Source organism: Armatimonadota bacterium (assembly GCA_016125185.1).
Taxonomy (GTDB): domain Bacteria; phylum Armatimonadota; class Fimbriimonadia; order Fimbriimonadales; family Fimbriimonadaceae; genus Fimbriimonas.
Window position 1 is genome coordinate 987,991 of the sequence record WGMG01000006.1, and the last position, 23,783, is coordinate 1,011,773.

Below are 23,783 nucleotides of genomic sequence, written 5' to 3' on the forward strand. Positions count from 1 at the left end.
GGTTTTGTTGCCTCTGCTGTGTATACGGACGATTAAGACGATCCGTTGAGAGCAGGTCTGTGGTCCTAATTAAATGCTATCATTTTATGTTCCCGATGAGCTTGCGAGAAGGTGTGTCCCCATGCGAATAGGCATCGTTGGCACCGGTCTCATCGGTGCGTCCGTCGGCATGGCGCTCAAGACGCAAGGCCACCAGGTCTTCGGCCTCGACACCAATTCTGAGCACATCAGCACCGCGCTTCGCCGCAACGCGATCGACCAAGCGGCCGACCTTGCCGAGATTTCTCAGCTCGATGTGGTGTTTATGTGCATTTCCCCCAGCTTGCTCGTGCCGATCGCCGAGGAGGCATACGCGCAACGGGGCGAATTGACGATTTTCACCGATTGCGGTTCGACTAAAACCGAAGTGGCGGCCTGGGCGAAGGATAAGCCGATGTTCGTTCCCGGTCATCCGATGGCGGGCCACGAGAAAAGCGGTCCGGCCTACGCCACCAACTGGCTTTTCCGGGGGGCAAAGTGGATTCTCACGCCCAACGCTCAGACCGACAAGCACGCGGTCTCCGTCATCAAGGAGTTAGTTAAGGAAATGGAGGCGACTCCCGTCTGCATTCCGCCCGATACCCACGACCAGCAGGTCGGCATCCTCAGCCACCTTCCCCATGTGGTTGCGGCGTTGCTCATCGAGTCGCGCAACAGCGTTCCGAAGGCCGACGTCAGCGGCGGATCATGGAAGGACCTCACGAGAGTTGCCGGCGTCGATCCGGGTTTATGGACGGACATTCTGATGTCGAATCGGCAAGAGCTGGTCAAAGTTTTGGCTGACTTTTCGTCGAACCTGAGCGGCGTCCAAGAAATGCTTGAGCAGGGCGACCGAGAGGCTTTGAATTCCTGGCTGAAGGACATTGTGAAGTGGAAGGCGAAGCAGAATGAATCTTAGTTTCTCAAGGATAGCGGCCATGCAGGGCGAGTTTCGTCCGCCGAGCGATAAGTCGCTAACCCACCGATCCTACATGTTTGCCGCCTTCGCCGATGGTCCGAGCGTCGTGCGTAATCCGCTGAGAGGCGAGGACTGCGAAAACACCCGCAATTGCATGATCGAGTTGGGGCTCCGCCATGAACAGTTGAGCCCAACCGAGTTTCGTCTCATCCCGTGCCGCGAGTGGACCCAACCAAGTCGCCCTCTGGATTGCGGCAATAGTGGAACTACCATTCGCCTTCTTTCTGGTCTTGTCGCCTCCCGCCCGCTGGATGTGACGATGACGGGCGACGCCAGCCTGAATAAGCGCCCGATGAAGCGCATCGCAGAGCCGTTGCGACTGATGGGGGCCAACTTTGAGGGCGACACTCCACCGATCCGAATTCGAGGAGGCAACCTCAAGGCAATCGACTATGTCTCGCCGGTTGCCAGTGCGCAGGTGAAGAGTTGCACCCTTCTGGCTGGACTTCTTGCCGATGGAACGACAAGCGTGACCGAACCGAGCCTCAGCCGCGACCACACCGAGCGGATGCTGGCCGGGATGGGGGTTCAAGTGGTCCGAGATGGACTGAAGGTTTCGGTCAAAGGTGGACAAAATGCCTCCGCCTTTGAGTTCGACGTACCTGGTGACATCAGTAGCGCCGCGTTCTTCTTGGTTGCCGCCGCTCTGCTCAACGGCAGTCAGATCACGGCGACGAGCCTCGGCGTGAACCCGTCTCGCACCGGAATTCTCGACGTCCTCCGGCAAGCAGGCGTGCCGTTCGAGTTGACGAACGAAAGGGAAGAGCTTGGCGAGCCGGTCGCCGATGTGACGGTTGGCACCGCCCCAATTCTGCGACCGTTCAAGATCGAAGGCGACCTCGTCCCGAGGCTGATCGACGAGATTCCGGTCCTTGCCGTCCTGGCCACTCAGTGCGAGGGGACCACGGTCATTCGTGATGCAAAAGAGATGCGCGTGAAGGAAAGCGACCGTATCGAATTGGTCGCCGACAATCTGCGGCGAATGGGCGCGAAGGTCGAGACGTTTGAAGATGGAATGGCAATTTCGGGTCCGACTCCGCTCAAAGGTGTGACGGTCGATTCCAAGCTCGACCATCGAATCGCGATGTCATTCGCCATCGCCGGGTGCATCGCCGATGGCACCACCGAGATCGTCGGGGCCGACAGCATTCGCACCAGCTTCCCCAATTTCGTCGAAGAACTCAATAGGTTGGCAATCTCCTAATGGACACGAGCAAAGTCGTCATCGCCATTGACGGACCGGCCGGAGCCGGAAAATCGACCGTCAGCAAAATTCTCTCAAAGTCGCTGGGCATCCGTTACCTGGACACCGGTGCAATGTACCGCGCCATCGCCTGGAAGGCGCTGCGCAATGGCTTGACAACGGACCAGGGTGAAGCCGCGGCCAAACTGCTCGACGAAACCGACATCGACTTTGGCATCGGCGAGCCCCAGCCGGTCTTTGTGGACGGCACCGATGTCACCGCCGAAATCCGTACCGCCGAAATTGGAGAAGCCGCCAGCGCTATCAGCCAGCACACTCCGGTTCGCCAGCGCATGGTCGAACGTCAAAAGAAGCTGGTCGCCGAAGGTGGAGTGATCCTCGAAGGTCGAGATGTCACCACCGTCGTTGCCCCGAATGCGACTCTCAAGGTTTATTTGACCGCGAGCCTCGAAGAGCGCGCGAAACGACGCCTCGGCGAGTTCAAAGAGAAGGGCATGGATAGCTCGTTCATCGATGTCCGCACCCAGATTCTCATGCGCGACCACCGCGACATCAGTCGGGAAGACAGCCCGCTGACCGTCGCGCCCGACGCCTGCGTGGTGGAGTCGGCTGAACATACGCCGAATGAGGTCGCAGAGATCATCGCCGACCTCCTGAAAAAGAAGCTCTCCGGGTAACCTTTAGGTCGTTGTCTAACCAAGTTTTAGGCACACCCGAGAAACAAAATGGGAAGTTATTTTGCACCCCGAGACTGGGGCACTCTGCTCACCGCGATGATCACGCCTTACAATTCCGATGGGGCCGTGAACTTCAAAGAAGCGCGGCGAATCGCCGCCTTTTTGGTGGACGAGCAGAAAAACGATGGGATCGTTGTGAACGGCACGACCGGCGAGAGTCCAACAACCACCGAAGCAGAAAAACTGAAACTCATCGAAGAACTGCTGGACGAGGTCGGCGACCGAGCCGCCATCGTCGCCGGGTGCGGCACCTATAACACCGCCGAGTCGGTCCATATGACCAAAGAGGCGACGGCGCGCGGCGTTCACGGAATCATGATCGTGAGCCCCTATTACAACAAGCCGGGCCAGCGCGGTCTGTATGCGCACTACAAGGCGTGCGCCGAGGCGACCGAGCTTCCGGTGTTGTTGTACAACATCATTCCTCGAAGTTCGATCAACCTCGACACGCTGACCTTGCTGGAGCTTGCCAAGATTCCCAATATCGTGGCGGTGAAGGAGGCGAGCGGCAATATCTCCCAGATTTCCGATGTGTGCGGGAGCGCGCCGTCCGGTTTCCGAATCTATAGCGGCGACGACGGACTCACAGTCCCAATCCTGAGCGTTGGTGGTCATGGAGTGGTCAGCGTGGCGGGCCACGTGGTCGGCAAGCAGATCAAAGAGATGGTTTCGGCTTTCGCCTCGAATCCGGCGAAAGCGTCGGCGATCCATCACCAAATCATGCCAGTCGTCAAAGCCTGCTTCTGCGCCCCCAATCCGGGTCCGGTCAAGTACATGCTGACCAAGATGGGGTTTGACTGTGAGAGCATGCGGCTGCCGCTAGTCGAACTCGACGACAGCGAAAAGAAGACCTGCGATGCCGCACTAGCGATCATCAAATCGCTAGGTTAGGTTCATCAGTTACGCCGATGGACAATCGCCGTCGGCGTAACGACTCTCTCGGATCGCCATTACTGGCTTACCGGTCTCTCTCGCCAGAGAGACATCTGTTGTTGGTCGTGTATCTCGAACCGGGAGAGTAGACCTTTTAACGCGAACTCTAATTTCTCAGCGGCTTGCCGAATTCCAGCATATGCGTAATTCGCGCCTTCGTCTCTGGCCGCTGGCACAACTGAAGGAACCGCTCGACTTCGAGCCGAGGAAGGTCCTCGTACGACATGCTCTTTGCGAAGATGAAGCGAATATGGTTGCCGACGAAGTCGTCATAGGTTGTCAGCGTTCCATCTTTCAGCTTCTTATTGACTTCCTCCTCGATCATGCCGTTCACGAACGGAGCCAACGATTTGAAGGCGATCTCTTCGCGCGGGGCCGCGGTCATGGCTAGTTCTTTCGCCTTCGTGATGAGCAGGTCGGGATGGAAGCAGACGACGTCGTCTTCCGTCAGGTAGCCGTTTACTTTTGCCTCAACCGCGTTGGAGAAGGTGGTTCCCTCGATGAGATTCAGGGCCGCCTCCTTTGCGATTTGAGGAGAATGCTGACTTCGCAGACGCATCAGCGTGACGCCCCGACCGCCGGGCAGGAGTCCGACTTTTGCTTCGGGCAGACCGATGGTCGCATCCGACAAAGCCACAACGCGGCGGCAGTTCATTGCCAATTCGAAGCCGCCGCCGAGGGCGTAGCCATGAACAGCGGCCACCACTGGCGAGTGTGAAAGCTTTTCACCAAGCCCTTGTAAGCGCTTCAGAGAATTCTCGATGCCGCGCCAGTTGCCGGTTTCGATGGCCTCCAGGAAGAAGTGCAAATCAAAGCCGACGGAAAACGCGCGACCCGAGTTGGACAACACGAATGGTCCTGGTCGACCTTCATCGAGGAATCGGTGAAGATCCTCAACACCGTGCGTTGTCACCACGCCCATTTTGCTTGAGAATTCGATAGAGGACACGCCGTCGCCGAGGTCCCGAAGCAGGAGCGATCCATGCTCTTCTGTCACTGGGTACTCGGACAGGGATCGGTATTCAGGTTGCGACGGCACCGGCTCCAGACCCGACTCGTCCACTCGCAATTGCTCGGAACCAATGTAGAACTGCTTGGGTGCGGGCAGAACGAGGTCGCTTCCGATGGCATCGGTGAGACCAAACGGACCCAGTTCCCAACCGAACCCCCACTGCATCACGTGATCGAAATCGGCGACCGAATAGGAGATTTCCTTCTTCAGATAGTCCGCGTAGCGAAGAGTGGGCAAGAGGTAGAGGCGTAGGAATTCGCCAACCTCGTCTTTGGCGGCCAAGGCGGTGCGGATACGCTCGCCGATCGGCTTGCGGGCGTTCTCAGCCAGAGTTTTGTGCTCCTCCTTGAATTGCGGCCGGTAGGCGTTGGTTTGCAGGTCGAAAACCAATAGCTCCTGCCCAACACGCTGGTAGTAGCCCTTGCCAGCTTTGTTGCCCATGTGCCCCTCGCTGCGCAGGTATTGCATCGACTTCGGAGTCGCCAGGGTGCCGATGTAAGGATCGTTTGGACATCGAGCCATTTGGTTGGAGGCGATATCCTCCATGATGTCGAGGCCGACCATGTCATTGAGCCGAAAAGAGGCCGACTTGGGTCTTCCGAGAAATGGTCCAGTAATTTCGTCAACCAATTCGATGGAAAGCTGTAGCTTTTCGGCGATGTGAATCGCATGGAACATGCTCCACATTCCAAATCGGTTGGCGATGAAGCCCGGTGTATCCTTGGCCCGAACCACTCGCTTGCCCACCCGCTTTTCGAGGAATTCCGTTACGACGGGAAGAAGGGCGGGATCGGTGGCGGGAGTATCGATCAGTTCAAGAAGTTTGAGGTACCGCGGCGGATTGAAGAAATGGGTGCCGAAGAAGCGGCTTTTGAACGAATCCGAGCGGTCCTCGAGCAGGAGTCCAAGCTCTAGTCCGCTGGTGTTGGTTGAGATGAGGGCATCGGGTGCCAGCAAAGGATCGAGCCTGGCGAAGAGGGCCTTTTTAAGATCCAATTTTTCGACAATCGCTTCGCAAACCCAGTCGGCTTCGCTCACCCATTCGAGATTCTTCTCGATGGAGCCCAGGCGAATGTTTTCGGCTGTTTGACGGATAAAAAAGTGGGGCGGGCGAACATTTTTTGCTTTTGAAAAAGCCTCGCGAACAGCCTCATCGGAGACGTCGAGAAGGCTCACCTGAAATCCCAGATTCGCCAAGTGCGCCGCGATGCCGCTTCCCATCGTTCCGGCCCCGATCACGCACACTTTTTTCCCGTCGGTCAGACGTCGCGACATTCCCATTTCATTCATACTGACTCCGAAAAGGATACCTATGGTAAATCAACCCTCAAATGCTAGGTATAAATACCGAAAATAATGGAGCATCCGCTACAATAGAGAAGAATATGAGAGAGGTAAGCGCCCATAGCTGGCTTTAGAGGTCGTCGACCGGTTCGCCAGGAACCGAGTCCTGAAATCAACGGAAGACTGCTCAGATTTCCAGAGCTCCGAGTAATCGGCTCTGATGGCTCCCAATTAGGTGTCATCTCATCCCGAGATGCCCTTAATCAGGCTCGCGAAGAAGGGATGGACCTGATTCTTGTGGCCGCCCAAGCCGCCCCGCCCGTCGCAAAAATTGCGGACTACGGCAAGCACAAATACTTAGAAGGCAAACAAGGTCGCGACAAAAAGCCCAAAGGACAGGAAACAAAGGGTATAAAGATAAGTCCACGTATCGCAGAGCACGATATGGAGTTTCTGTCGCGTAACGCGCGGAAGTTCCTGGAACACGGAGACAAGGTCAAAGTGACGTGCATGTTCCGGCAACGTGAGTTGACTCACCCCGAAAACGGGAAGAAGCGACTTGACGCGTTTGCCGCCGGACTAGAAGACTGCGCCATCGTGGAACGACAACCGCAATTGGACGGGCGACAGATGATCATGATTCTGAACCCCAAACCAGGAGCAAGGGTTAAAGATGCCAAAAATTCGAACGTACAAGACGGCAGCGAAGAGGTTTAAGGTCACCGGTACCGGCAAGATCACTCGTCGACGCTCCCACAATAACCACCAGTTCCTCTGCAAGCGCAAGAGCACTCGCCGCGCTTTGGAAGCCGAACCGGTACTGTTCAAGGGCGAGAACAAGCGCATTAAGCGCCTTCTCGTGATGTAATTTTTTGGCGGTTCCATTCAGCGAGCCGCCCCCGACCCCTTTACCGCTACCGCTCGAAAGAAGCTGGGAACCGGTGGAAATTTAAGAACAAGGAAACAAAATGGCAAGAATTAAGCGTGGCTTGATGCGCCACAAGCGCCACAAGAAGATCATCGGAAAGGCCAAGGGCTATTTCGGACGTAAGAAGAACGTCTTTAAGCGAGCCCACGAGCAGGTCATGAAGTCGGGGCAGTATGCCTTCCGTGACCGACGAGCCAAGAAGCGAGACTTTCGACGCCTTTGGATCGCCCGTATCACCGCGGCGTGCAGCCAGAGCGACATCAAGTACAGCCAGCTCATCCACGGCCTCAACTCGCAAGGCATCCAAATCAATCGAAAGATGCTCAGCGAACTGGCGATCTCGGATATCAACGCCTTCAAGGCGGTTGTTGAAGAAGCCCGCAAGGGACTCTAAGCAAAGTCAGACATTGAAAAGGGTGTGATCCACGAGGGTTGCACCCTTTTGTCGTTTTCCTTACTATGACGTTCCTGTCCAGCCTATTAGCCGCCATTTCCGTTCGCGCTCAGCAACCCGCCAAGGCGCCCGTGCATGTGGGTTGGCACGACGAGTTTGATCGGCCATACGAATGGAAGCATCTTGGCGTCGCCAATAAGCCGAATTTAGATTGGTCGAAGCCAGGATTGCTCGGCTTAGCGCTCACCCGCGTCCCGTTTGATTGGCCCTACCAATATCAATGGTCGGGAGTGACGAAGACGTCCACCATCGAGGTCCTTCATCACCCGGTGCTTGTCGCGAACGTCACCAGGCTGAGTGGATACGCTCACCTCGATGTCGATGTGCTCGATGAGAAAGATAAGCTCCTCGTTCAATTGAGGTCGAATACTCTGCAAGCACCTGGAGTTTGTTCGATCAACTTAGGAGAGCACATGTTCTCCGGCACTTACACTTTCCGAATTCGATTGATTGTCGGCGGTCCGAACAGCGGCTGTAACGCAACCTACGACTGGATACGAGTGACTTCCGTCGAGGACCGAGATCGGCTAACGGCCGATCCCAACCTACCTTTCATAACTGAACCTTCGAGCCTGTAGTCGGCTAGGGCAAGACTCACAGACCCCAAATCTGTCAAAATCAGGGTTCTGCTTCCACCCAACGTTGCGTAGAAGCGATTAGTCACCGAGGATTAAATCAAGAATATGCTTTTCCAGCTCAGCCCCGAAGAAACCGCATTCATCGAGACCGTCAAGAAGTTCGTTGCCGATGAGGTTCTCCCCAACACTCGCGAGTGGGAGAAAAACACCGCATTCCCGGACGAAATCTGGCCGCGATTGGGTTCGCTTGGGCTCCTGAGTATGACGATGCCGAAAGAAAAGGGTGGCTCGGGCCTCAGTTGCTCGGCCTTCACGCAGGTCTGCAAAGAGATCGCCAAGGGCGATCCCGCTCTGGCGATGAACGTTTCTGCCATCAACGCGCTGTGCATCGCCCACTTTGACCGTTTCGCCACGCAAGGGCAGTGCGATAAGTACCTCGCGGGTGTAATGTCCGGCCAAATCAAGTTGGCTTGGGGTCTGACCGAGCCCGACGCAGGCTCCGACGCTCGCCGCGTCAAAACCAAGGCTGAGCCCTCCGACAAAGAAGGCTTTTACAAGATCAATGGTCGCAAAATGTTCATTACGAACGGCGGCAAAGCCGACCTGATCGTCCTCATCGCCCGCACATCGGATACCGAGCTTTCGGCCTTCTTCGTCGAAACGAATCAGCCTGGATTCAAACTCGAAAAGCGAATCCACACCGTTGGCGTTTCGGCGTCGAACACGGTTCAGTTTGCCCTCAACGACGCCATCGGATGGCACACACCTTGTACCTTCGAACAGGCTATCGGTCTGCTGTACCGTGGACGCCTTGCCATCGGCGCGATGGCGCTCGGTATTGCCGAAAAGGCATTCGAACTGACCGTCGAGTACAGCAAGCAGAGAGAGCAGTTCAACCGCCGCCTTGCCGACATGCAGTCCGTGCAGAACATGATCGCCGACAGCGCGATGGAAATCGAAGCCGCCACGCTTTTGCTTCAGAAAGGTGCCGCTGTATTCGATGCAGGACAGCCTGCGATCAAGGAGAGTTCTTACGCCAAACTCTATGCCAGCGAGACGGCTAATCGGGTCACCAACCGTGCGATTCAGATTCACGGCGGACGAGGCATGACCCACGAATTCTTGGTCGAAAAGCTTTGGCGCGATGCAAAACTGACGGAGATCGGCGAAGGATGCTCAGAAATTCAAAGATTAGTCATCGCCAAGCAGGTTCTGAAGTAATAATAAAATAATGTCGTCCATTTTGGCTCTCGCCGTTTTGTTGCACGGGCCTGCCGTGCAGGCACAGCCTGTCGAACTCACCCGCAAATTCAGCGAAGGTGAGAAGCTGAGTTATTTTGCCCGCGCCCAATTCACCGACGAACAGCGTCAGGGAATTCTGCAGACCTTCATCCCGCACGATCAAGAGATCAGCTACCACTATTCGATGTCGGTCCAAAAGGTGAAGGCGGGCATCGCTGAGATTCTGTATCAGCGACCCAACATGAGCATCACAATGGGCGATACGGCCGAGTCAGCGGCAAAGACCATGACCGAGAAGCTCGACATCAAAATGCTGTTGGGCATCAGTTCGATCAACAAGATCGTTTCGCAGAAGGATTTGAACCCGAAGAAGGACGACGATGACGATGGCGGCGGTCTGAACCGAAAGGTTGTCAGCAAGGTCATGCGTCAAGGTTCGCAAGCCGACCAGGTTGCTATTGGCCTTCTCATCAACTACCTTGGCGACATCGAGCGACTGGCGTTCTTCGTTGGCCCCGTCGATTCTGGCTTGGATATCGCCCCCGAATTGCCGATCGACGAAGTGAAGGTTGGCGACACTTGGAAGGCGACCGTTGGCTATTCGCCGCAAAAGCTGAAGGGCTCGGAAGGCAAGCTGGCTGTCCAGCGCATCGACTATACCTACACGTATCTCGGCCCGATGAAGGATAGCGAAGGCAAAGATATTCAGCGAGTCGAAGCCAAGGTGAAGCTCGACACGGACCTCACCGACTACGCTCAGCAGATCGTTGGGGGTTCGAAGGCCAGTTCGTACCTCAAGTCGGTCCCGCTCACCTTCGAAGGGACGATCCGTTTCGACCTCGACCCAAAAACTTTGCACATGATCAAGGCTTTTGCCGAATCGAAGGGAAGCTACTCGGTCAACGCAAAGGGTGCCGAGCAGGGCCTTCTCGAAGGTCGATTCCATGGCCGCACGACGGTCAAGATGGACGGCCACAGCATGGGCGGCGCGACCACGGTGCCAGAGAAGAAGGGAAAGGGCGGCAAAGGCGGGCGATAACCGCCAAGGGAGAATCCATTTTGGATTCTCTTGCGTCCTAAGTTAAGTGGGATTGCCTCCACAAACGAAGCCGCTTGCGCGCCACGAGGGGTTCTCCGAGAGAAGCCTCGAAGTCGCGTTGGCGATTACCCTGACGATCATCCTCATGACCGGGGCGAATCTCGCTACCGGAACGATTGCTTGGGTCGGCCTATCCGGCATTTTCTGCTTCGTTTGCTTCATGCAAGGGCGACTCCTGACACGGTCGTTTGTAGTTCAAATTCCGTTCCTGATCGTCTGCGCCGTTAAGCAGCCGTGGTTAGGCGTGGCTTACTTCGCCGTTTACAGCATCTTCACGGTCATTGCGGCGCATGTGAACGTCCGGCGTCTAGCCGTGATTCTCGCTTCGGAGCTTATCGCCTATTCGGTCGTGGCCCTGCTGTTGCCGCGTGTCACGCCCGACCTGTGGCTCCTTGCAGGTTTCGCCTACTTGTCGGTTCGCACCGCCTTCTCGATGCTTATTGCCGCCCGCACCGGCCTCCCGCTCGACACGGGCGCGATCTCGGGAACGTGGGCGTTCGTTTCGACCCTGGTGTTCGTCTCCACTGCAACTGCCGTTTTCTACTTCGAAAAGACTGAAGTGACCCAGATCCTGTGGCTGACCTTAAGCCTGGTTTCGATCTTCTGGACCTTTACGCTCTACCTGTACCAGCGCGCCCAGGACGAGTATGGCAAAGGCGTGGTCGCCCTCAGCAACCTCCTGAACTACTCGCATGTCTACACGGGCAGCCACTCGCGCAGAGTCGCCTACCTGGCCCGCGAAACTGGTCGTCGGCTCCGTATTCCCGAGTGGAAGCTCGACTATCTCGTTCATGCGGCGCTCTTGCACGACATCGGCAAGATCGCCATTAGCGAAAAAATTCTTGAGAAACCAGGGCGGCTGACGGACGACGAATTTGCCCAAATCAAGCGGCACCCAGCCACGGGGGAGAAAATAGTTTCAAACCTCACCGACCTAAAAGTCATCGGTGAATGGATTCGGCACCATCACGAGCGTTACGATGGAACCGGATACCCGGATCGCTTGGATCACAAGAAGATTCCTATCGAGAGCCACGTCATTAGCGTGATCGACGCGTACGACGCGATGACGGGCCATAGCGCCGACGGCCATCGCCGCCTCTATCGCGATCCAGTTAGCTCAGAAGAAGCCCTGGGCGAGTTGAAGCGCTGTAGCGGAACTCAGTTCGATCCTCGAATTGTGAAGCACTTTACGCGCGTGATCCGCGAGCGGAAGGAGAAATTGCGATGATCGCCCTCAGCATCAGTCTCGGCTTCTGCCTGCTGTGCGTCCTGTTTGCCATTTTCCATCTGCCGACCGTCCGCCGGTCAAGAATGGACCAGATCGGACGGGCCATCGCTTCCGCCGTCGAGTGTCGAAGTCCATTCCTCGAGGGCATGTTCGACGAGATCGGCGATCTGTCCGAACAGCTATCGCTCCAGATGGGCCTCGACCGGCAAACGGCCAGAAACGCCAAAGTCGCGGCCCTGCTCTGCGATATTGGCCTCTGCAGTGTTCCCAGCGCAATTCTTCAGAAAACCGAGGAGTGGACTCCAGAAGAACAGGCGCTTTTTGACCGCCACACAGAAATTGGCGCCTCGATCGTGCGACAATCTGCCATCCTTCGGAAATACTCAACGGTTGTGCAGCACCACCACACAAAGTTCGAGGTCGAACCCCGAACGCCGATCACGTCCCGTATCATCGGGGTAGCCGCCGACTACGTGCGCTATAAGCGGGTGTACGGCGACAGCCGCGCGCTGACTGTGATCGACCGGCAGTCGGGAATTCAGTACGACCCCAAAGTGGTGAACTCGCTTAAGGAGCTCGTTTCCCTTCAGTGAAAGAGAAGTTCTATAAGCTTCCGATCTTCTGGATCTTTGTCGGCGCGCTCCTGGTGCGGGTGCTCGGCGTTCGATGGGGCTTGCCGAACGAAATACGCAACTACAGCCTGCACCCAGACGAGCAGGTTAACCTGCTGTATGCGCGGCAGATCATCCCAACTCAGCTTCACTTCACGCCTGGCGCCTACAACTACGGAACGCTGTACCTCTCGCTCCTGCGCATTCTCTCCGATATCGTGCTGACCTACGCGGGTGGGATGGATCAGGCGGGGAATATCGCCCCGGCGGCAATGGGTCAGATTCACTTGGCGGGCCGCCTGGTCAACTGCCTATTCGGAGCGGGTTTGGCGTCTCTCACTTTTGCAATCGGCAGTCGGACCATCGGCAAGACCGGAGCATGGATTTCAGCCGGAATCGTTGGCATTGCTCCGGCCCTGCTGGTCCATTCGCGATTCCAGACTGTCGATATGCTGGCGACGCTTCTCGCCATTGCCGCCGTTTATGCGGCAGTGCGAATGATCGAACCTGAAGCGGCCGTGACCAAGTGGGCCATTTGGGGCGGCGCCTTTGCCGGTCTCAGTGCGGGCACCAAATATGTTGGCTTGGTGGCGGTCGGGGCAGTGGTGGTGGCGGCGTTCATTGTTAAACAGCCGAAGACGATCCTATTTGCCATCCTCGCCTCCGTAGCGGCCTTTGTCATTTCAACGCCAGGGTGCGTTCTCGATCGAGAAGCCTTCATGCGCGACTTTCTCTTCGAGTTGAACCACTCGAAAGAAGGGCATGGCGTCGTGTTCATGGCGACGCCGCCCGCGTTCCTCTATCACATCGGCAACCTCAGTTCGGGGGCCAGCATCCTCACCGTTCTGCTTGGCTTTGCTGGACTAGTTTGGGCCGTAGTCAAGAAGCAGCCGTGGGCGATGATCGTGGGAGCCTTCTTCCTGGTCTACTACGTGGCTGTTGCGGGTGGGCAGATCAAGTTCATGCGTTACATCCTGCCGCTGATTCCAATCCTCGCGCTTGGGGTTGGCTACATCGTTGAGCGCATCAAAGAATCGGGCAAAGAAAAAGCGGGAATCGCCCTGGGACTCCTGGTCATTGGCGGCATCGACCGCGGCGGCCTGGTTCAGGCTGGCTCGCTCACGGTGCAGATGATGCTTCCCGATCCACGCGACATCGCGGGCAAATATTTGATCGATAATGGCAATGTGACGGTCGGTCTCGTCGACGATCCATGGTTTTGGAGTCCAACTGTGAATCCTGACGCGGACGTCACCCGTATGATCGGCCCAAGGCGTCTTATCGAGCTTTGGACCAGTTGGGAGAAGCCAAAGGTTCTGCGATACCTGCCCGAGGACCCGCGCGAGCGGTACGAATGGGACGTTCGCTTGCTCACCGAAATGAAGCCCGACTACGTTTCCTTCACATCGTTCGAGTACGTTCCTTTCATGCGAATGGCGCAGGTTCAGAACAAGACCGACCTCGAGAGCCTCTACGCCTCCCGCTACACTGAATTCATGACCGAACTGACCAAGGACTACGACAAGGTCCTGGACAATGACCCCTTCCATGCCCCCATGGTCGAGGATATGGAATACGTTCGCCCCCACGTGCTTGTATGGAAACGAAAGACCACCTCCGCGAGTCCGTAGAGTGGTTCTTGGACTATCTGAAGGTTGAGAAAGGCGCGTCGCCGAACACGCTGGAAGCCTATTCGCGCGACCTCGACGAGGTCATCGAAATTCTTTGGGAGAGCCTCTATGACTGGGCAGAGCTGACCTACGCTCACCTCCAGCGCTTCGATCTCTTCCTCGCCAAGGTCCCTTCGAAGCGATCTGCCCAGCGGAAAGCCAGTTCGTTCCGTAGCTTCCTCAAATTCCTGAAAAGGAACGGAGTTGAATTCCGCGTCGATCTGCCTTCGACGGGCGGTTTCAAGGTCGGAAAGCGACTCCCCAAAGCCATCGAATCGACTGCCGTCGGCCATCTTCTTGAGATCGAACACGATGGCAATGTCCATTTGCGGAACCTAGCCATTCTCGAACTGCTTTATGGAGCAGGTCTGCGAGTTTCAGAACTGCTTAATCTTGATATGAGTCAAATTGATTTTGCTTCGAGTGCGATTCGGGTTACAGGAAAAAGAAACAAAACGAGGCTTGTTCCGCTTCCCGAGCAAACCCGGGAAGCCCTCAAGAGGTACGTCGGGGAGGTCCGCGCTACATTTGTGAAAGCACCGACTGGTCTGGTTTTTCTGTCGTCGCGAGGGCGAGCATTATCGCGCCAGGCGGTCTATTCTCTGGTTTCAAAACTTGCCGCGGAGGCAGGAATCAAGGGTCCCATCGGGCCGCATACGCTGAGGCACACCTACGCAGTGCACTTGTTGAAAGGCGGTGCGGACCTGCGCGCCGTCCAGGAATTGCTAGGGCACGAATCCGTCGCCACGACCCAAGTCTATACTGAGTTGCAGAACGATGAGGTGAAGAACCGGTACCGAAACGCTCACCCGAGGGGCTAGGTAGCTTGTCTGGTCAGATGACCCACGGCGCAACGCCGTTCGGAACGTCGATCAGTTCCCATGAGCCGCAGTCTCGGTCCTGCCAATTCGACACTTCGCCTTCGTTTCGAGAAGCAAACAGTGCGTCGATATCCAGGCCCGCCACGATCACGTCGTCCTCGTTCAGCTTAGATTCCGCCAGCACGGCTTCCATTGGAAAAGGGGCAATGCTAGGCGCAATGATCGCCGACGTACCATAGCTCTCCGGCACCGGTTCCTTGCCGATGTCGCCGACTAGCGAGGAGTGGACGACGAATATCTGATTCTCCACGGCTCGAGCGAGGCAACTCCACCGTACGCGCTGAAATCCTCGCCGCGTCTCGGTCCAGGCCGGCACCGCATGCATCAGCATTCCATTCTCAGCTAGTACACGAACCCCTTCGGGAAACTCGCAGTCGTAGCAGACGCTGACGCCCAACCTACCGGGCAGAGGCGTCACGCCGTATCCAGCCAAAATCGACCAGTCCGACCGTTCGTAAACCGTCAGCTTGTTCTTCTCCTGCAGGTAGACGTGCCCGTCAGGGAAGGCAATCGGGCAGATGTTCTTGAATCCGTCCTCTGCCTCAAAGAAATGAGAGCCACCCACGATGGCCATCCCGCTGTTTTGGGCCATCCGGCTCAACCAATTCACGATGTCCTCCCAATACTGCACCAGGTACTTCGGGCTGTCATGTTCGTACAGATGTGGCTCGATAGACAAAAGCTCTAGGGAAAAAAGCTCAGGCAGGACGACCAACTGAGCGCCGTGATCGTCGGCTTGCTCCAAGAACTCGTAGGCGTGGTTCCAGAACTCTCCGTCCGACCGAATCGCACGGAGCTTCCAATTCACCGCCGCAACGCGGACCGTCAAGGTCTCCACTCCAAGAGGGCGGCCGCGTTTCCAGATTCAGGGTCATCCATATAGTTTTGTAAAACGTCGGTTAAGATCAGATCATAGCGCAAAAGCGGCGTTAGGGTTCGATCGGTAAGTCGTCCGTCCGCTACGAGTTGGCAGTATTCTGCCGGAGTGCCCACTCCACTCGACTGAAAATCCGGTAGGCGACAGGCGGTGGCGTAGAGCACACCTAGCGACTCGGCAAGAGCCTTGCGTGCATCGTAAAATGCTCGTCCAATGCCGACGCGGCGGAAAGAGGGGTGGACGCTGATGTCCGCGCCGTAGATGACCTCGCCACAAGGATCGAATGTCTCGAACGAGAAACCACCAACCGTCTCATCCCACGAAAGATGCTTCTCATAATGCGCTCTCGAAATGCGAGTGTTGCTACAAGACCCGGCGAACTGGCCATCGGCCAAGGCGACAAACTGCCCTTCGGGAAACTTGCGAAGATGGTCGGCTAGGTTTTCTTCGCGCCACAACAGATTCTCGTCGAACGGAGGCGGAAAAGCCAACCGCTGAAGCTCGATGGCTACCCGAAAGTGCTTCGGCTGGAGAGGAACAATCTCAACCGTCAAAGTTCGACACCGAAGATATCGAGGATTTTCTGCAGGTCGTCGTCCGAGAACACCGTGATCTCGACCGTGCCCTGATCTCCCTTGCGATTGATCTTCGACGGCAGACCGAGCCGTTCACTGATTGCGCTTTCAAGTTGGCGCGTGTGAACATCTTTTTCGACACGGGTGACGGTTGGCTTGGGCTTGTCTTCTTTCTGGGTGGCGCTCAGCTTTTCGACGTCGCGCACCGAAAGACCGTCCTTCAAAATCTGTTCGAAAACCGCAAGTTGCTTTTGTTCGGAGCCAAGGGCGAGCAGAGCCCGCGCATGCCCTTCGGAAATAAGTCCTTCCTGCAGGCCCAGCAGAATCTGCTCCGGCAATCGCAACAGGCGAAGCGTGTTCGAGATGCCCGTCCGCGTCTTGCCCACTCGGAGAGCGACGTCTTCCTGCGTCAGGCCGAACTCATCGACCAACTGTTTGTAGGCCATCGCCGCTTCGTAGGCAGAGATGTCTTCGCGCTGGACATTTTCGATGATCGCTAATTCCAGGGATTCTTGACCCGCGACCGAGCGAATGGTGACCGGCACATTCTTGAGGCCCGCGAGCTTGGCCGACCGCCATCGCCGCTCTCCGGCGATGATTTCAAACTTTCCGGCTGAAAGCGGCCGCACCAAGATAGGCGACAAAATGCCGTGAACTCGAATCGATTCGGCCAGTTCTTCTAGCGCATCAGGCTCGAAATGCCGCCGTGGCTGACGTTTATTCGGGATGATGTCGTCGATGCCGACCTCGCGCGACACCGCGTCGCGCTCTGGGCCCAGCAGTTGCCCGATGCCCCTTCCCGATGCTTTTCTCACTGCTTAACTATTATGACTCTGGCCTTTCGCCTGATTCCATAAGTCGTCCCACTCCTCGAAGCTGAGCTCGTGGAGGGGCTTGCGGGCGTGGGCCTCCATGTACTGGAAGCGGCTTTGGAATCGGTCGAGCATCATGCGCAGGGCGTCCTCGGCGTCGACCTTCTGCCAACGCGCCACATTGACGAGGGTGAACATCAGGTCGCCGAGTTCGGCCTTGATATGGGCTGAATCTCCTTCTTGTATTGCTTCTTCAAGCTCCCCAATCTCCTCGCGGACTTTGTCGAGAACACCACCAAAATCGGGCCATTCGAACCCAGCACGAACGGCCCGTTTGCTGATTTCATGGGCTCGTGCTAGCGCGGGCATCGACTTCGGTACGCCTTCCAGGATCGACCGATCTTCGGATTTCTCCTTCTTTTTGATCGCGTCCCAGTTTCGAAGCACTTCGTTGGCATCCTCCACTACGACTTCGCCGAACACGTGAGGGTGGCGCCGCAAGAGCTTGTCGCAGATATGCCGCAAAGGAGCATCGAACGGAAACTCGCCGTCGCGTTCGGCCAGACGGGCATGAAAAACCGGTTGCAAGGTCAAGTCGCCCAACTCCTCGGCCAACGCATCAAAATCCTTCCGATCAACTGCATCCAGGGTCTCGTACGCCTCTTCCAAAAGGTACTTCTTCAACGTCTCATGCGACTGCTCCCGGTCCCACGGACACCCAAAGGGGCCAAGCAAGAGGTCCATGATGACGCTCAGCTTGGTGTACGGTTCACTAACTGGAACCAGGATCACCGCATTCTGCTCGACCTTGGCCGAACCCGGATAAGGCTGAGCGTCGCCGTAGAGCGTAAAAGTCGAGCACAGGGGATTCGCGTGATAGCAAGGCAGACCCATATTGGCCGCCTTCAGGGCCACTACGTCGGTATCGGGGCCAATATCGAGGACGATCATTGGCCGCCGGACTTCGAGGGCTTTTCTAGACTGATGAAGTCCTTGTAAGCCTTTGCGATCTCTGGCGACTTGATCGAAATATTGGCTTTCTGACGAGCGTCTTGGATCAGCTTCGCGATGTCGTTTTTCTGCGCTCCGGCTCGAAGCATCATCTCTCGCCGCAAGTCTTCCTTCACCGAGGCGTCCAGCGGAACGATCGCTTCGGGAAGAAGCTCTTCGACTTGAAACTTCGCAAAAACGTTATCAGAAGACAGCCACGACGTTCGGTCTCCCTTCTTCAGGGGTTTGATGGCGTTCTTCACCTGGTCGCCCAATAGGTCGATCGGTACCACGCCAAAGTCTCCGCCGATCGTCTTGCTGGCGTCCGAGCTGTACTGCTTGGCCATATCCTCGAAAGACTTGCCCGACTGCAGGCCGTCGTCCACCCTCTTCTTCGTCGCCTCGTCGCGAACCGTGATCACTCGCAGCTTCACCCGCGCCGGAACGGTGTACCGAGACGACTTGGCCGCCTCGTAGTTCTTCTGAATCTCGGCATCAGTCACGACAATGCCGTCGGTTTGGAGCTTGAAGTGTGCCCGCTCGACCTTGATTTGTTGGCGGAGCTCGGGCATCGTGCGACCGGTCGCCTGCCAATCCTTCACGAAGTTGGGATTGCTCCGAAGCCGATAGGAAATCTCGGCGTCAATTTCGGTTTCAGTCGGCGTCAAATTCTTGGTCTTCGCAAGCTGAAGAATCAGCGTTTCCGTCACGAGCGTATCGAGGGTCGCGATTGCGGGCATGACTTCCACAAACTGACCGGTCACCGACATGCGCCCTAGACCCGGTAGGAACTCCATTCGCCGGTAGTAGTACTGGCTAGAGATGGCCTCTCCGTTGATGGTGGCCACGGGTTCGGCCCCTTGGGCCGCAAGCGCAAAAGAACAAAGGGCGAAGGCGGTGATACTCATAACTAACTCTGACGGTTCAGACGAATGGATGGGTCTGCTAATTCTATTGTTTTAGTAGTCCCTGAAGTTCCGGTAGGACCTGATATAGATCGCCAACGATTCCCAAGTCGGCAGCGTCGAAGATCGGGGCGTTGGCATCGGTATTGATGGCGACGATGACCTTTGAATCCTTGATGCCCGCCATGTGCTGGGTGGATCCGCTGATTCCGGCGGCGATATAGAGGTCGGGGGCGACGACTTTACCCGTCTGGCCAACCTGAAGTTCGTTCGGCGCAATGCCGGAGTCGACGGCGGCTCGGGTCGCACCAACGGCCGCGCCGAGAGAATCGGCGAAGCCTCCGATGACCGACTCGAACATCTCTGCCGTCTTGAGCGGACGTCCGCCGGAAACGACGATCTTTGCCTGACTGAGGTCTGGCCTCGAAGTCCCACGACTAGATTCCGAGAGGATGATTGCGGTTCCCTCGATGTTGAGAGAAACTGAGGTTTCCGATCCGTTCGCGCCACCTTCGACTTTGCCAAAGTTGCTCGGTCGGAAAGTGATGACCAACGGATCGCTATCGGTCTTGACGGTTGCCGTCATGGCCCCGGCGTAGATCGGTCGTTTGAACTCGGTGGGAGAAACGACGGCAATCGCATCGGTCACCATTCCGGCGTCCAAGAGACCGGCAAGGTAAGCCAGCACGTCCTTGCTTCGCATGCTCGAAGGCGATGCAATGTGCGAGTAACCGCCCACCACATCCACAAGGGCCTTGGCCAGACCGTCGGCGGCGGGGATGCTTCCGAGGTTCACGCGCATCATTTGCTCGGCACCAGCCGGAACAAAGTCACCGCTTAACAAAATGACATCGTAGGGAAGTCCGAGAGCTTTGGCGAAACCCGCGCTCGACTGTGCGTCGGCTTCGTCGAAAGCGATCACAAGGAGCTTGGCCATTTACAGCACCCCTCGCTCTTTGATCGCGGAGGCGAGTTCGGCCACCGAGCCGACCTTTCTCCCCGACGGTCTGGCCGGAGGAAGTTCGACGCCAACCAATCGGGTTTTGGGAGACTGTACGGACGAAGCGGCTCGCTTCTCGAGCGGCTTGCTTCGGGCCTTGATGATGCCGGGTAGGGCTACGTAGCGAGGCTCGTTCAATCGCAAATCGGTGGTGACGAGGCAGGGCATTGGAAGAGAAAGAATCTGCTCCCCGGAGTCGGTCTCACGCGTGACATGGAGGTCGCTCCCGTGAACCTCGATCTTCGCCGCGAAGGTCGCCTGGGGCCAATCCAGCTTAGCGGCCAGCATCTGTCCGGCTTGGTTGCAGTCGTCGTCCGTCGCCTGCTTGCCCATCAGCACTAGGCTCGGATTCTCCGATGCTACGACTTCGCGGAGCAGGGAAGCGACGGCGGGCGAGTCGAGAACCGCGTCGGTTTCCACCAAGATCGCTCGATCGGCACCGATCGCCAGTGCCTTTCGGAGTTGGTCTTCACATTCGGCTTTGCCGATGCTCACCACTACCACTTCGGTGGCCGCGCCCTTTTCCTTCAATCGTACGGCCTCCTCGACCGCGATTTCGTCAAAGGGATTGATTTCGAATTTTGCGCCGGTCGTATCGACTCCGCTTCCGTCGGCAAGGGGTCGGACCTTCGCATAGGGGTCCACGACCCGCTTGATGGGAACAAGCACTTTCATAGGGTTTGCGCGAAAGTTTACCGACTCACCGAAGGACCCAGTGCCCAAAAGGCATGAACGCTTCGTTGGCGATGAGGTAACTAATGGCAAAGTGTCTCGTCTAGAGAGGCAGAGGATGTTATGTTAGCCCCCTTAATCGCACTCGCCGCCGCGCTCGCCCCCGGCACGACCGAAATCACGGTTTACAACCAGGGTCTTGGCTTCGTGAAGGACGTTCGCACCGTCAGCCTGAAGAAAGGCGTTCAGGACGTCGTCGTCGAAGACGTCGCCCAATTGATCGACGCCACCAGCGTGGGGTTCAAGTGCCTCAATAACCCGGGTTCAATCTCGGTGCTGGAGCAGAACTACCAGTACGATTTGATTTCACCACAGGCCATTTTGGAGAAGTCGGTCGGCAAACGCGTTCGCTTTACCCGAACGATGGGCACCAGCAAAGAGGTCGTCGAGGGGACTCTTTTGAGTTCGCCGACCTCGGTAGTGAACACCGGCAACGGGCCGCAGTACAGCTACAACGGCTTGGTCATCAAAGCCGACGACGGACGGATCATCTTGTCGCCGCAAGGCGAAATCGACGTCATGGAAATGCCGGAGGGCCTGATCTCCAAGCCGTCTCTGCTTTGGCAGATCGACAGCGATAAGGCGCAGGACGCCAAGATGGAGCTGAGCTACCTGACTCAGGGCATCAGTTGGACGGCCAATTACGTTTTCACCCTCGATCCGAAGGGAACCGGCGATATGCAAGGATGGGTGACCCTCACCAATCAGTCGGGCCTCAGCTTTGCCGACGCAAGCCTTAAGCTCTTGGCTGGTGACGTCAACGTGGTGCGCAACCAGGCTCGATATGGAGCGGCCGACGCAGTCAAGGCAGCCGGTGGCCGTGGCGGATTTCAGGAGGAAGGATTGTTCGAATACCACCTGTACACGTTGGACCGCCCGGCCACGGTTCGAAACAAGGAAACCAAGCAACTCAGCCTTTTGGAAGGCTCGGATATTCCCTACAAGAAGCAGATCGTCTTCGATTCGATGGGCGGCTACAACAACTACTACCCCAGCGAGGGTGAAGTAGGCGTGGGCGATCTAAGCCCGCTGGTGAAGATCAAGTTCACCAACAACACCGCCTCGCACCTGGGTATGCCGATGCCCGCCGGAAAGGTTCGCCTGTATCAACGCGACAGCAAGGGCTCGCTCCAGTTCATCGGCGAAGACCAGATCAACCACACGCCACACGATGAGCAGGTTACGCTCAACGTTGGACGATCGTTCGATGTTCGAGGAAGCCGAAAGCGAACCGACTTCAAGCGCCTGGGCGACCGACAGATTCGCGAAACCTTCCAGATCGAGGTTCGGAACCGTAAGGAAGAGTCCACACCGGTGTACGTCTACGAACGGCATTGGGGCGATTGGAAGGTGACCCAGAAGTCGGACAACTTCACGAAGGAAGACGCGAACACGATGGTCTTCGAGGTGAACCTGAAGCCAAACGAAGTCAAAACGATCACTTACACGGTCGATACGACCTGGTAACCCACTCCAAGTCAAAGCCATGAGCCAAATAGCTCCTGGCTTTGACTTTTTTGTTGAACCGTGCCAATCCTTTCGTACACTGACTAGGTGGGTACGCCCAATGGCGGGCGTGATAGGGAAAGGATGATTACCGCATTATTCGCGATCGGGGCGATACTCGTGCCCGGTTCTACCGAAGTCACCGTTTACAGCCAAGGTCTCGGATTCATCAAGGATATTCGAACCGTCAACCTCACCAAAGGCACGCAGGACGTCATGATCGAGGACGTCGCCCAACTGATCGATGCCACCAGTGTTGGATTCAAGTGCCTCAACAATCCGGGTTCGGTTTCGATTTTGGAGCAGAACTATCGGTACGACCTCATTTCGCCCGAGGCGATTCTGCAAAAGTCGGTCGGCAAGCGTGTTCGCTTCACCCGCACAATGGGAAACAAAAAGGAGACGCTGGAAGGCGTCCTCGTCAGCTCTCCGACCTCGGTTGTCAACACTGGTAACGGTGGCGAGTATCGCTACAACGGTCTCGTGATCCGGGCCGACGATGGCCGCATCGTCCTCTCTCCCGAAGGCGAGATCGAGGTGACGGAAATTCCCGAAGGATTGATCTCCAAGCCATCGCTGCTTTGGCAAGTCGATAGCGACCGGGCTCAGCAGGCGAAGATGGAACTGAGCTACCTGACCCAGGGTATGAAATGGACCGCCAACTATGTCCTAACGATGGATAGTGAGGCTTCAGGCGACCTCCAGGGTTGGGTCACGCTCGACAACAAGTCAGGCGTCTCGTTTCAGGATGCGACCCTCAAACTTCTGGCCGGAGATGTGAATGTTTTTTTGACCCGAGCGACCGGTGATCCTAAACCTCGCTACGCGTATGGAGCGGCGATGCGAAATCACCCAACTCTCAAGGAAGAAAACCTATTCGAATATCACCTCTACACCCTTGAGCGCCCGGCGACGGTCAACAACAATGAGTCCAAGCAACTCAGCCTCCTCGAAGGGTTCAATATTCCGCTTCAGAAGGTTATCGCCTTCAGTTCCTACGTCGATGACGATGGTCCGCAAACCCACGACATCGATTCAGAAGTCCGCATCAAGTTCGTTAATGACAAGAAGTCGCACCTAGGCATGCCCCTGCCCGCGGGCAAGATTCGGCTCTATCAGCGCGATAGCAAAGGATCGGTGCAGTTCCTGGGCGAGGACACCATCAACCACACGCCGAAAGACGAGAAGGTCTCGTTGACCGTGGGTAAATCGTTCGACATCAAAGCGACCCATAAGCGGGCGAGTTGGAAGAAGATTTCGAAGAACGTGGTGCGAATGGACATCGAGGTCGAGGTGCGAAACCGCAAAACCGAACCGCAGACGGTCTACATCTACGAGAACCTCGACGGAGAGTGGAAGATTCTGTCCCACTCCGAACCGTTCGTAAAGGACGATGCTGGGACGGCCGTGTTTGAAGTCAAACTCGCCGCCGACCAGGTCAAGACCCTGAAGTACACGGTGGAGATCAAGCGGTGAAGAAGTTAGCAGTCGGCAGTTTGCAGTCGACAGTGAAGGAGGCATTAAG

The 23,783-nt window shown here is 56.6% G+C and carries 24 protein-coding genes; 16 read left to right on the forward strand and 8 right to left on the reverse strand.

Going from position 1 to position 23,783, the window contains the following annotated elements; genetic code table 11:
• The first annotated feature begins 73 nt into the window (after window positions 1-73).
• Genes GC165_12550 through dapA form a run of 4 tightly spaced genes read left to right on the forward strand, consistent with a single transcriptional unit; the run spans window position 74 to window position 3,829 of the window.
• Window positions 74-937, forward strand: a complete 864-nt coding sequence (locus tag GC165_12550; protein MBI1333696.1) for a prephenate dehydrogenase/arogenate dehydrogenase family protein — start codon at window positions 74-76, stop codon at window positions 935-937.
• Window positions 927-2,201, forward strand: a complete 1,275-nt coding sequence (aroA, locus tag GC165_12555; GenBank protein MBI1333697.1) for a 3-phosphoshikimate 1-carboxyvinyltransferase — start codon at window positions 927-929, stop codon at window positions 2,199-2,201. The genes GC165_12550 and aroA overlap by 11 nt, the downstream gene beginning before the upstream one ends.
• Window positions 2,201-2,878 carry a (d)CMP kinase gene (locus GC165_12560; protein ID MBI1333698.1) on the forward strand — a complete coding sequence of 226 codons (678 nt, stop codon included), beginning with the start codon at window positions 2,201-2,203 and terminating at the stop codon, window positions 2,876-2,878. The genes aroA and GC165_12560 overlap by 1 nt, the downstream gene beginning before the upstream one ends.
• Before the next feature lie 48 nt (window positions 2,879-2,926).
• Window positions 2,927-3,829 carry a 4-hydroxy-tetrahydrodipicolinate synthase gene (gene dapA, locus GC165_12565; GenBank protein MBI1333699.1) on the forward strand — a complete coding sequence of 301 codons (903 nt, stop codon included), beginning with the start codon at window positions 2,927-2,929 and terminating at the stop codon, window positions 3,827-3,829.
• 148 nt (window positions 3,830-3,977) lie between these two features.
• Here the strand turns inward: dapA and GC165_12570 are convergent, their stop codons facing one another.
• On the reverse strand, window positions 3,978-6,173 hold the full coding sequence (locus tag GC165_12570) for a hypothetical protein (GenBank protein MBI1333700.1): 2,196 nt from the start codon (window positions 6,171-6,173) through the stop codon (window positions 3,978-3,980).
• 165 nt (window positions 6,174-6,338) lie between these two features.
• On the opposite strand from GC165_12570, the gene GC165_12575 reads away from it, so the two are divergent.
• From GC165_12575 to GC165_12620, 10 genes are all read left to right on the forward strand, one after another.
• Window positions 6,339-6,884, forward strand: coding sequence for a translation initiation factor IF-3 (locus tag GC165_12575; protein MBI1333701.1), 546 nt, complete (start codon window positions 6,339-6,341; stop codon window positions 6,882-6,884).
• Window positions 6,841-7,035: a 50S ribosomal protein L35 gene (gene rpmI / locus GC165_12580; GenBank protein MBI1333702.1), complete on the forward strand. Its 195-nt coding sequence runs from the start codon at window positions 6,841-6,843 to the stop codon at window positions 7,033-7,035. Before GC165_12575 ends, rpmI begins: the two co-directional genes overlap by 44 nt.
• Window positions 7,036-7,135: 100 nt before the next feature.
• Window positions 7,136-7,489 carry a 50S ribosomal protein L20 gene (rplT, locus tag GC165_12585; protein ID MBI1333703.1) on the forward strand — a complete coding sequence of 118 codons (354 nt, stop codon included), beginning with the start codon at window positions 7,136-7,138 and terminating at the stop codon, window positions 7,487-7,489.
• 65 nt (window positions 7,490-7,554) lie between these two features.
• Window positions 7,555-8,127, forward strand: a complete 573-nt coding sequence (locus GC165_12590) for a hypothetical protein (GenBank protein MBI1333704.1) — start codon at window positions 7,555-7,557, stop codon at window positions 8,125-8,127.
• Between the two features lie 105 nt (window positions 8,128-8,232).
• Window positions 8,233-9,348: an acyl-CoA dehydrogenase gene (locus GC165_12595; GenBank protein ID MBI1333705.1), complete on the forward strand. Its 1,116-nt coding sequence runs from the start codon at window positions 8,233-8,235 to the stop codon at window positions 9,346-9,348.
• Between the two features lie 10 nt (window positions 9,349-9,358).
• Complete coding sequence (locus GC165_12600; GenBank protein ID MBI1333706.1) at window positions 9,359-10,408, forward strand: hypothetical protein; 1,050 nt, start codon at window positions 9,359-9,361, stop codon at window positions 10,406-10,408.
• A 52-nt stretch (window positions 10,409-10,460) separates the two neighbouring features.
• Window positions 10,461-11,699: an HD domain-containing protein gene (locus GC165_12605; protein ID MBI1333707.1), complete on the forward strand. Its 1,239-nt coding sequence runs from the start codon at window positions 10,461-10,463 to the stop codon at window positions 11,697-11,699.
• Entirely contained in the window at window positions 11,696-12,292 is a 597-nt protein-coding gene (locus tag GC165_12610; GenBank protein ID MBI1333708.1) for an HD domain-containing protein, read from the forward strand. The genes GC165_12605 and GC165_12610 overlap by 4 nt, the downstream gene beginning before the upstream one ends.
• Window positions 12,289-13,941: a phospholipid carrier-dependent glycosyltransferase gene (locus GC165_12615; GenBank protein MBI1333709.1), complete on the forward strand. Its 1,653-nt coding sequence runs from the start codon at window positions 12,289-12,291 to the stop codon at window positions 13,939-13,941. The genes GC165_12610 and GC165_12615 overlap by 4 nt, the downstream gene beginning before the upstream one ends.
• Entirely contained in the window at window positions 13,908-14,801 is an 894-nt protein-coding gene (locus GC165_12620) for a tyrosine-type recombinase/integrase (protein ID MBI1333710.1), read from the forward strand. The genes GC165_12615 and GC165_12620 overlap by 34 nt, the downstream gene beginning before the upstream one ends.
• 13 nt (window positions 14,802-14,814) lie before the next feature.
• On the opposite strand, the gene GC165_12625 is transcribed toward GC165_12620, so the two are convergent.
• Genes GC165_12625 through GC165_12655 form a run of 7 tightly spaced genes read right to left on the reverse strand, consistent with a single transcriptional unit; the run spans window position 14,815 to window position 20,695 of the window.
• Window positions 14,815-15,726 carry a hypothetical protein gene (locus tag GC165_12625; GenBank protein MBI1333711.1) on the reverse strand — a complete coding sequence of 304 codons (912 nt, stop codon included), beginning with the start codon at window positions 15,724-15,726 and terminating at the stop codon, window positions 14,815-14,817.
• Window positions 15,687-16,292 (reverse strand): GNAT family N-acetyltransferase, encoded by a 606-nt coding sequence (locus GC165_12630; GenBank protein MBI1333712.1) that lies wholly within the window; start codon window positions 16,290-16,292, stop codon window positions 15,687-15,689. The genes GC165_12625 and GC165_12630 overlap by 40 nt, the downstream gene beginning before the upstream one ends.
• Entirely contained in the window at window positions 16,289-17,128 is an 840-nt protein-coding gene (locus GC165_12635) for a ParB/RepB/Spo0J family partition protein (GenBank protein ID MBI1333713.1), read from the reverse strand. The genes GC165_12630 and GC165_12635 overlap by 4 nt, the downstream gene beginning before the upstream one ends.
• 3 nt (window positions 17,129-17,131) lie before the next feature.
• A complete protein-coding gene (gene mazG, locus GC165_12640) occupies window positions 17,132-18,076 on the reverse strand; it encodes a nucleoside triphosphate pyrophosphohydrolase (protein MBI1333714.1) in 945 nt (314 codons plus the stop codon).
• Complete coding sequence (locus GC165_12645; protein MBI1333715.1) at window positions 18,073-19,023, reverse strand: hypothetical protein; 951 nt, start codon at window positions 19,021-19,023, stop codon at window positions 18,073-18,075. The genes mazG and GC165_12645 overlap by 4 nt, the downstream gene beginning before the upstream one ends.
• A gap of 43 nt (window positions 19,024-19,066) precedes the next feature.
• Entirely contained in the window at window positions 19,067-19,957 is an 891-nt protein-coding gene (locus GC165_12650; protein MBI1333716.1) for an electron transfer flavoprotein subunit alpha/FixB family protein, read from the reverse strand.
• Window positions 19,958-20,695 (reverse strand): electron transfer flavoprotein subunit beta/FixA family protein, encoded by a 738-nt coding sequence (locus GC165_12655; GenBank protein MBI1333717.1) that lies wholly within the window; start codon window positions 20,693-20,695, stop codon window positions 19,958-19,960.
• A gap of 120 nt (window positions 20,696-20,815) precedes the next feature.
• On the opposite strand from GC165_12655, the gene GC165_12660 reads away from it, so the two are divergent.
• Both GC165_12660 and GC165_12665 read left to right on the forward strand, forming a co-directional pair.
• The gene (locus GC165_12660; protein ID MBI1333718.1) at window positions 20,816-22,219 is read left to right on the forward strand and encodes a hypothetical protein; all 1,404 of its coding nucleotides are present in this window, start codon (window positions 20,816-20,818) and stop codon (window positions 22,217-22,219) included.
• Window positions 22,220-22,342: 123 nt separating this feature from the next.
• Complete coding sequence (locus GC165_12665) at window positions 22,343-23,734, forward strand: hypothetical protein (protein ID MBI1333719.1); 1,392 nt, start codon at window positions 22,343-22,345, stop codon at window positions 23,732-23,734.
• Window positions 23,735-23,783: the final 49 nt, after the last annotated feature.

Excerpts from the sequence above, each read along its gene's own strand:
- GC165_12550 (MBI1333696.1), top strand. The coding sequence starts at position 74 with ATGCTATCATTTTATGTTCCCGATGAGCTTGCGAGAAGGTGTGTCCCC.
- aroA (MBI1333697.1), top strand. The coding sequence starts at position 927 with ATGAATCTTAGTTTCTCAAGGATAGCGGCCATGCAGGGCGAGTTTCGT.
- GC165_12560 (MBI1333698.1), top strand. The coding sequence starts at position 2,201 with ATGGACACGAGCAAAGTCGTCATCGCCATTGACGGACCGGCCGGAGCC.
- dapA (MBI1333699.1), top strand. The coding sequence starts at position 2,927 with ATGGGAAGTTATTTTGCACCCCGAGACTGGGGCACTCTGCTCACCGCG.
- GC165_12570 (MBI1333700.1), bottom strand. The coding sequence starts at position 6,173 with ATGAATGAAATGGGAATGTCGCGACGTCTGACCGACGGGAAAAAAGTG.
- rpmI (MBI1333702.1), top strand. The coding sequence starts at position 6,841 with ATGCCAAAAATTCGAACGTACAAGACGGCAGCGAAGAGGTTTAAGGTC.
- rplT (MBI1333703.1), top strand. The coding sequence starts at position 7,136 with ATGGCAAGAATTAAGCGTGGCTTGATGCGCCACAAGCGCCACAAGAAG.
- GC165_12590 (MBI1333704.1), top strand. The coding sequence starts at position 7,555 with ATGACGTTCCTGTCCAGCCTATTAGCCGCCATTTCCGTTCGCGCTCAG.
- GC165_12595 (MBI1333705.1), top strand. The coding sequence starts at position 8,233 with ATGCTTTTCCAGCTCAGCCCCGAAGAAACCGCATTCATCGAGACCGTC.
- GC165_12600 (MBI1333706.1), top strand. The coding sequence starts at position 9,359 with ATGTCGTCCATTTTGGCTCTCGCCGTTTTGTTGCACGGGCCTGCCGTG.
- GC165_12610 (MBI1333708.1), top strand. The coding sequence starts at position 11,696 with ATGATCGCCCTCAGCATCAGTCTCGGCTTCTGCCTGCTGTGCGTCCTG.
- GC165_12620 (MBI1333710.1), top strand. The coding sequence starts at position 13,908 with ATGGAAACGAAAGACCACCTCCGCGAGTCCGTAGAGTGGTTCTTGGAC.
- mazG (MBI1333714.1), bottom strand. The coding sequence starts at position 18,076 with ATGATCGTCCTCGATATTGGCCCCGATACCGACGTAGTGGCCCTGAAG.
- GC165_12645 (MBI1333715.1), bottom strand. The coding sequence starts at position 19,023 with ATGAGTATCACCGCCTTCGCCCTTTGTTCTTTTGCGCTTGCGGCCCAA.
- GC165_12650 (MBI1333716.1), bottom strand. The coding sequence starts at position 19,957 with ATGGCCAAGCTCCTTGTGATCGCTTTCGACGAAGCCGACGCACAGTCG.
- GC165_12655 (MBI1333717.1), bottom strand. The coding sequence starts at position 20,695 with ATGAAAGTGCTTGTTCCCATCAAGCGGGTCGTGGACCCCTATGCGAAG.
- GC165_12660 (MBI1333718.1), top strand. The coding sequence starts at position 20,816 with ATGTTAGCCCCCTTAATCGCACTCGCCGCCGCGCTCGCCCCCGGCACG.
- GC165_12665 (MBI1333719.1), top strand. The coding sequence starts at position 22,343 with ATGATTACCGCATTATTCGCGATCGGGGCGATACTCGTGCCCGGTTCT.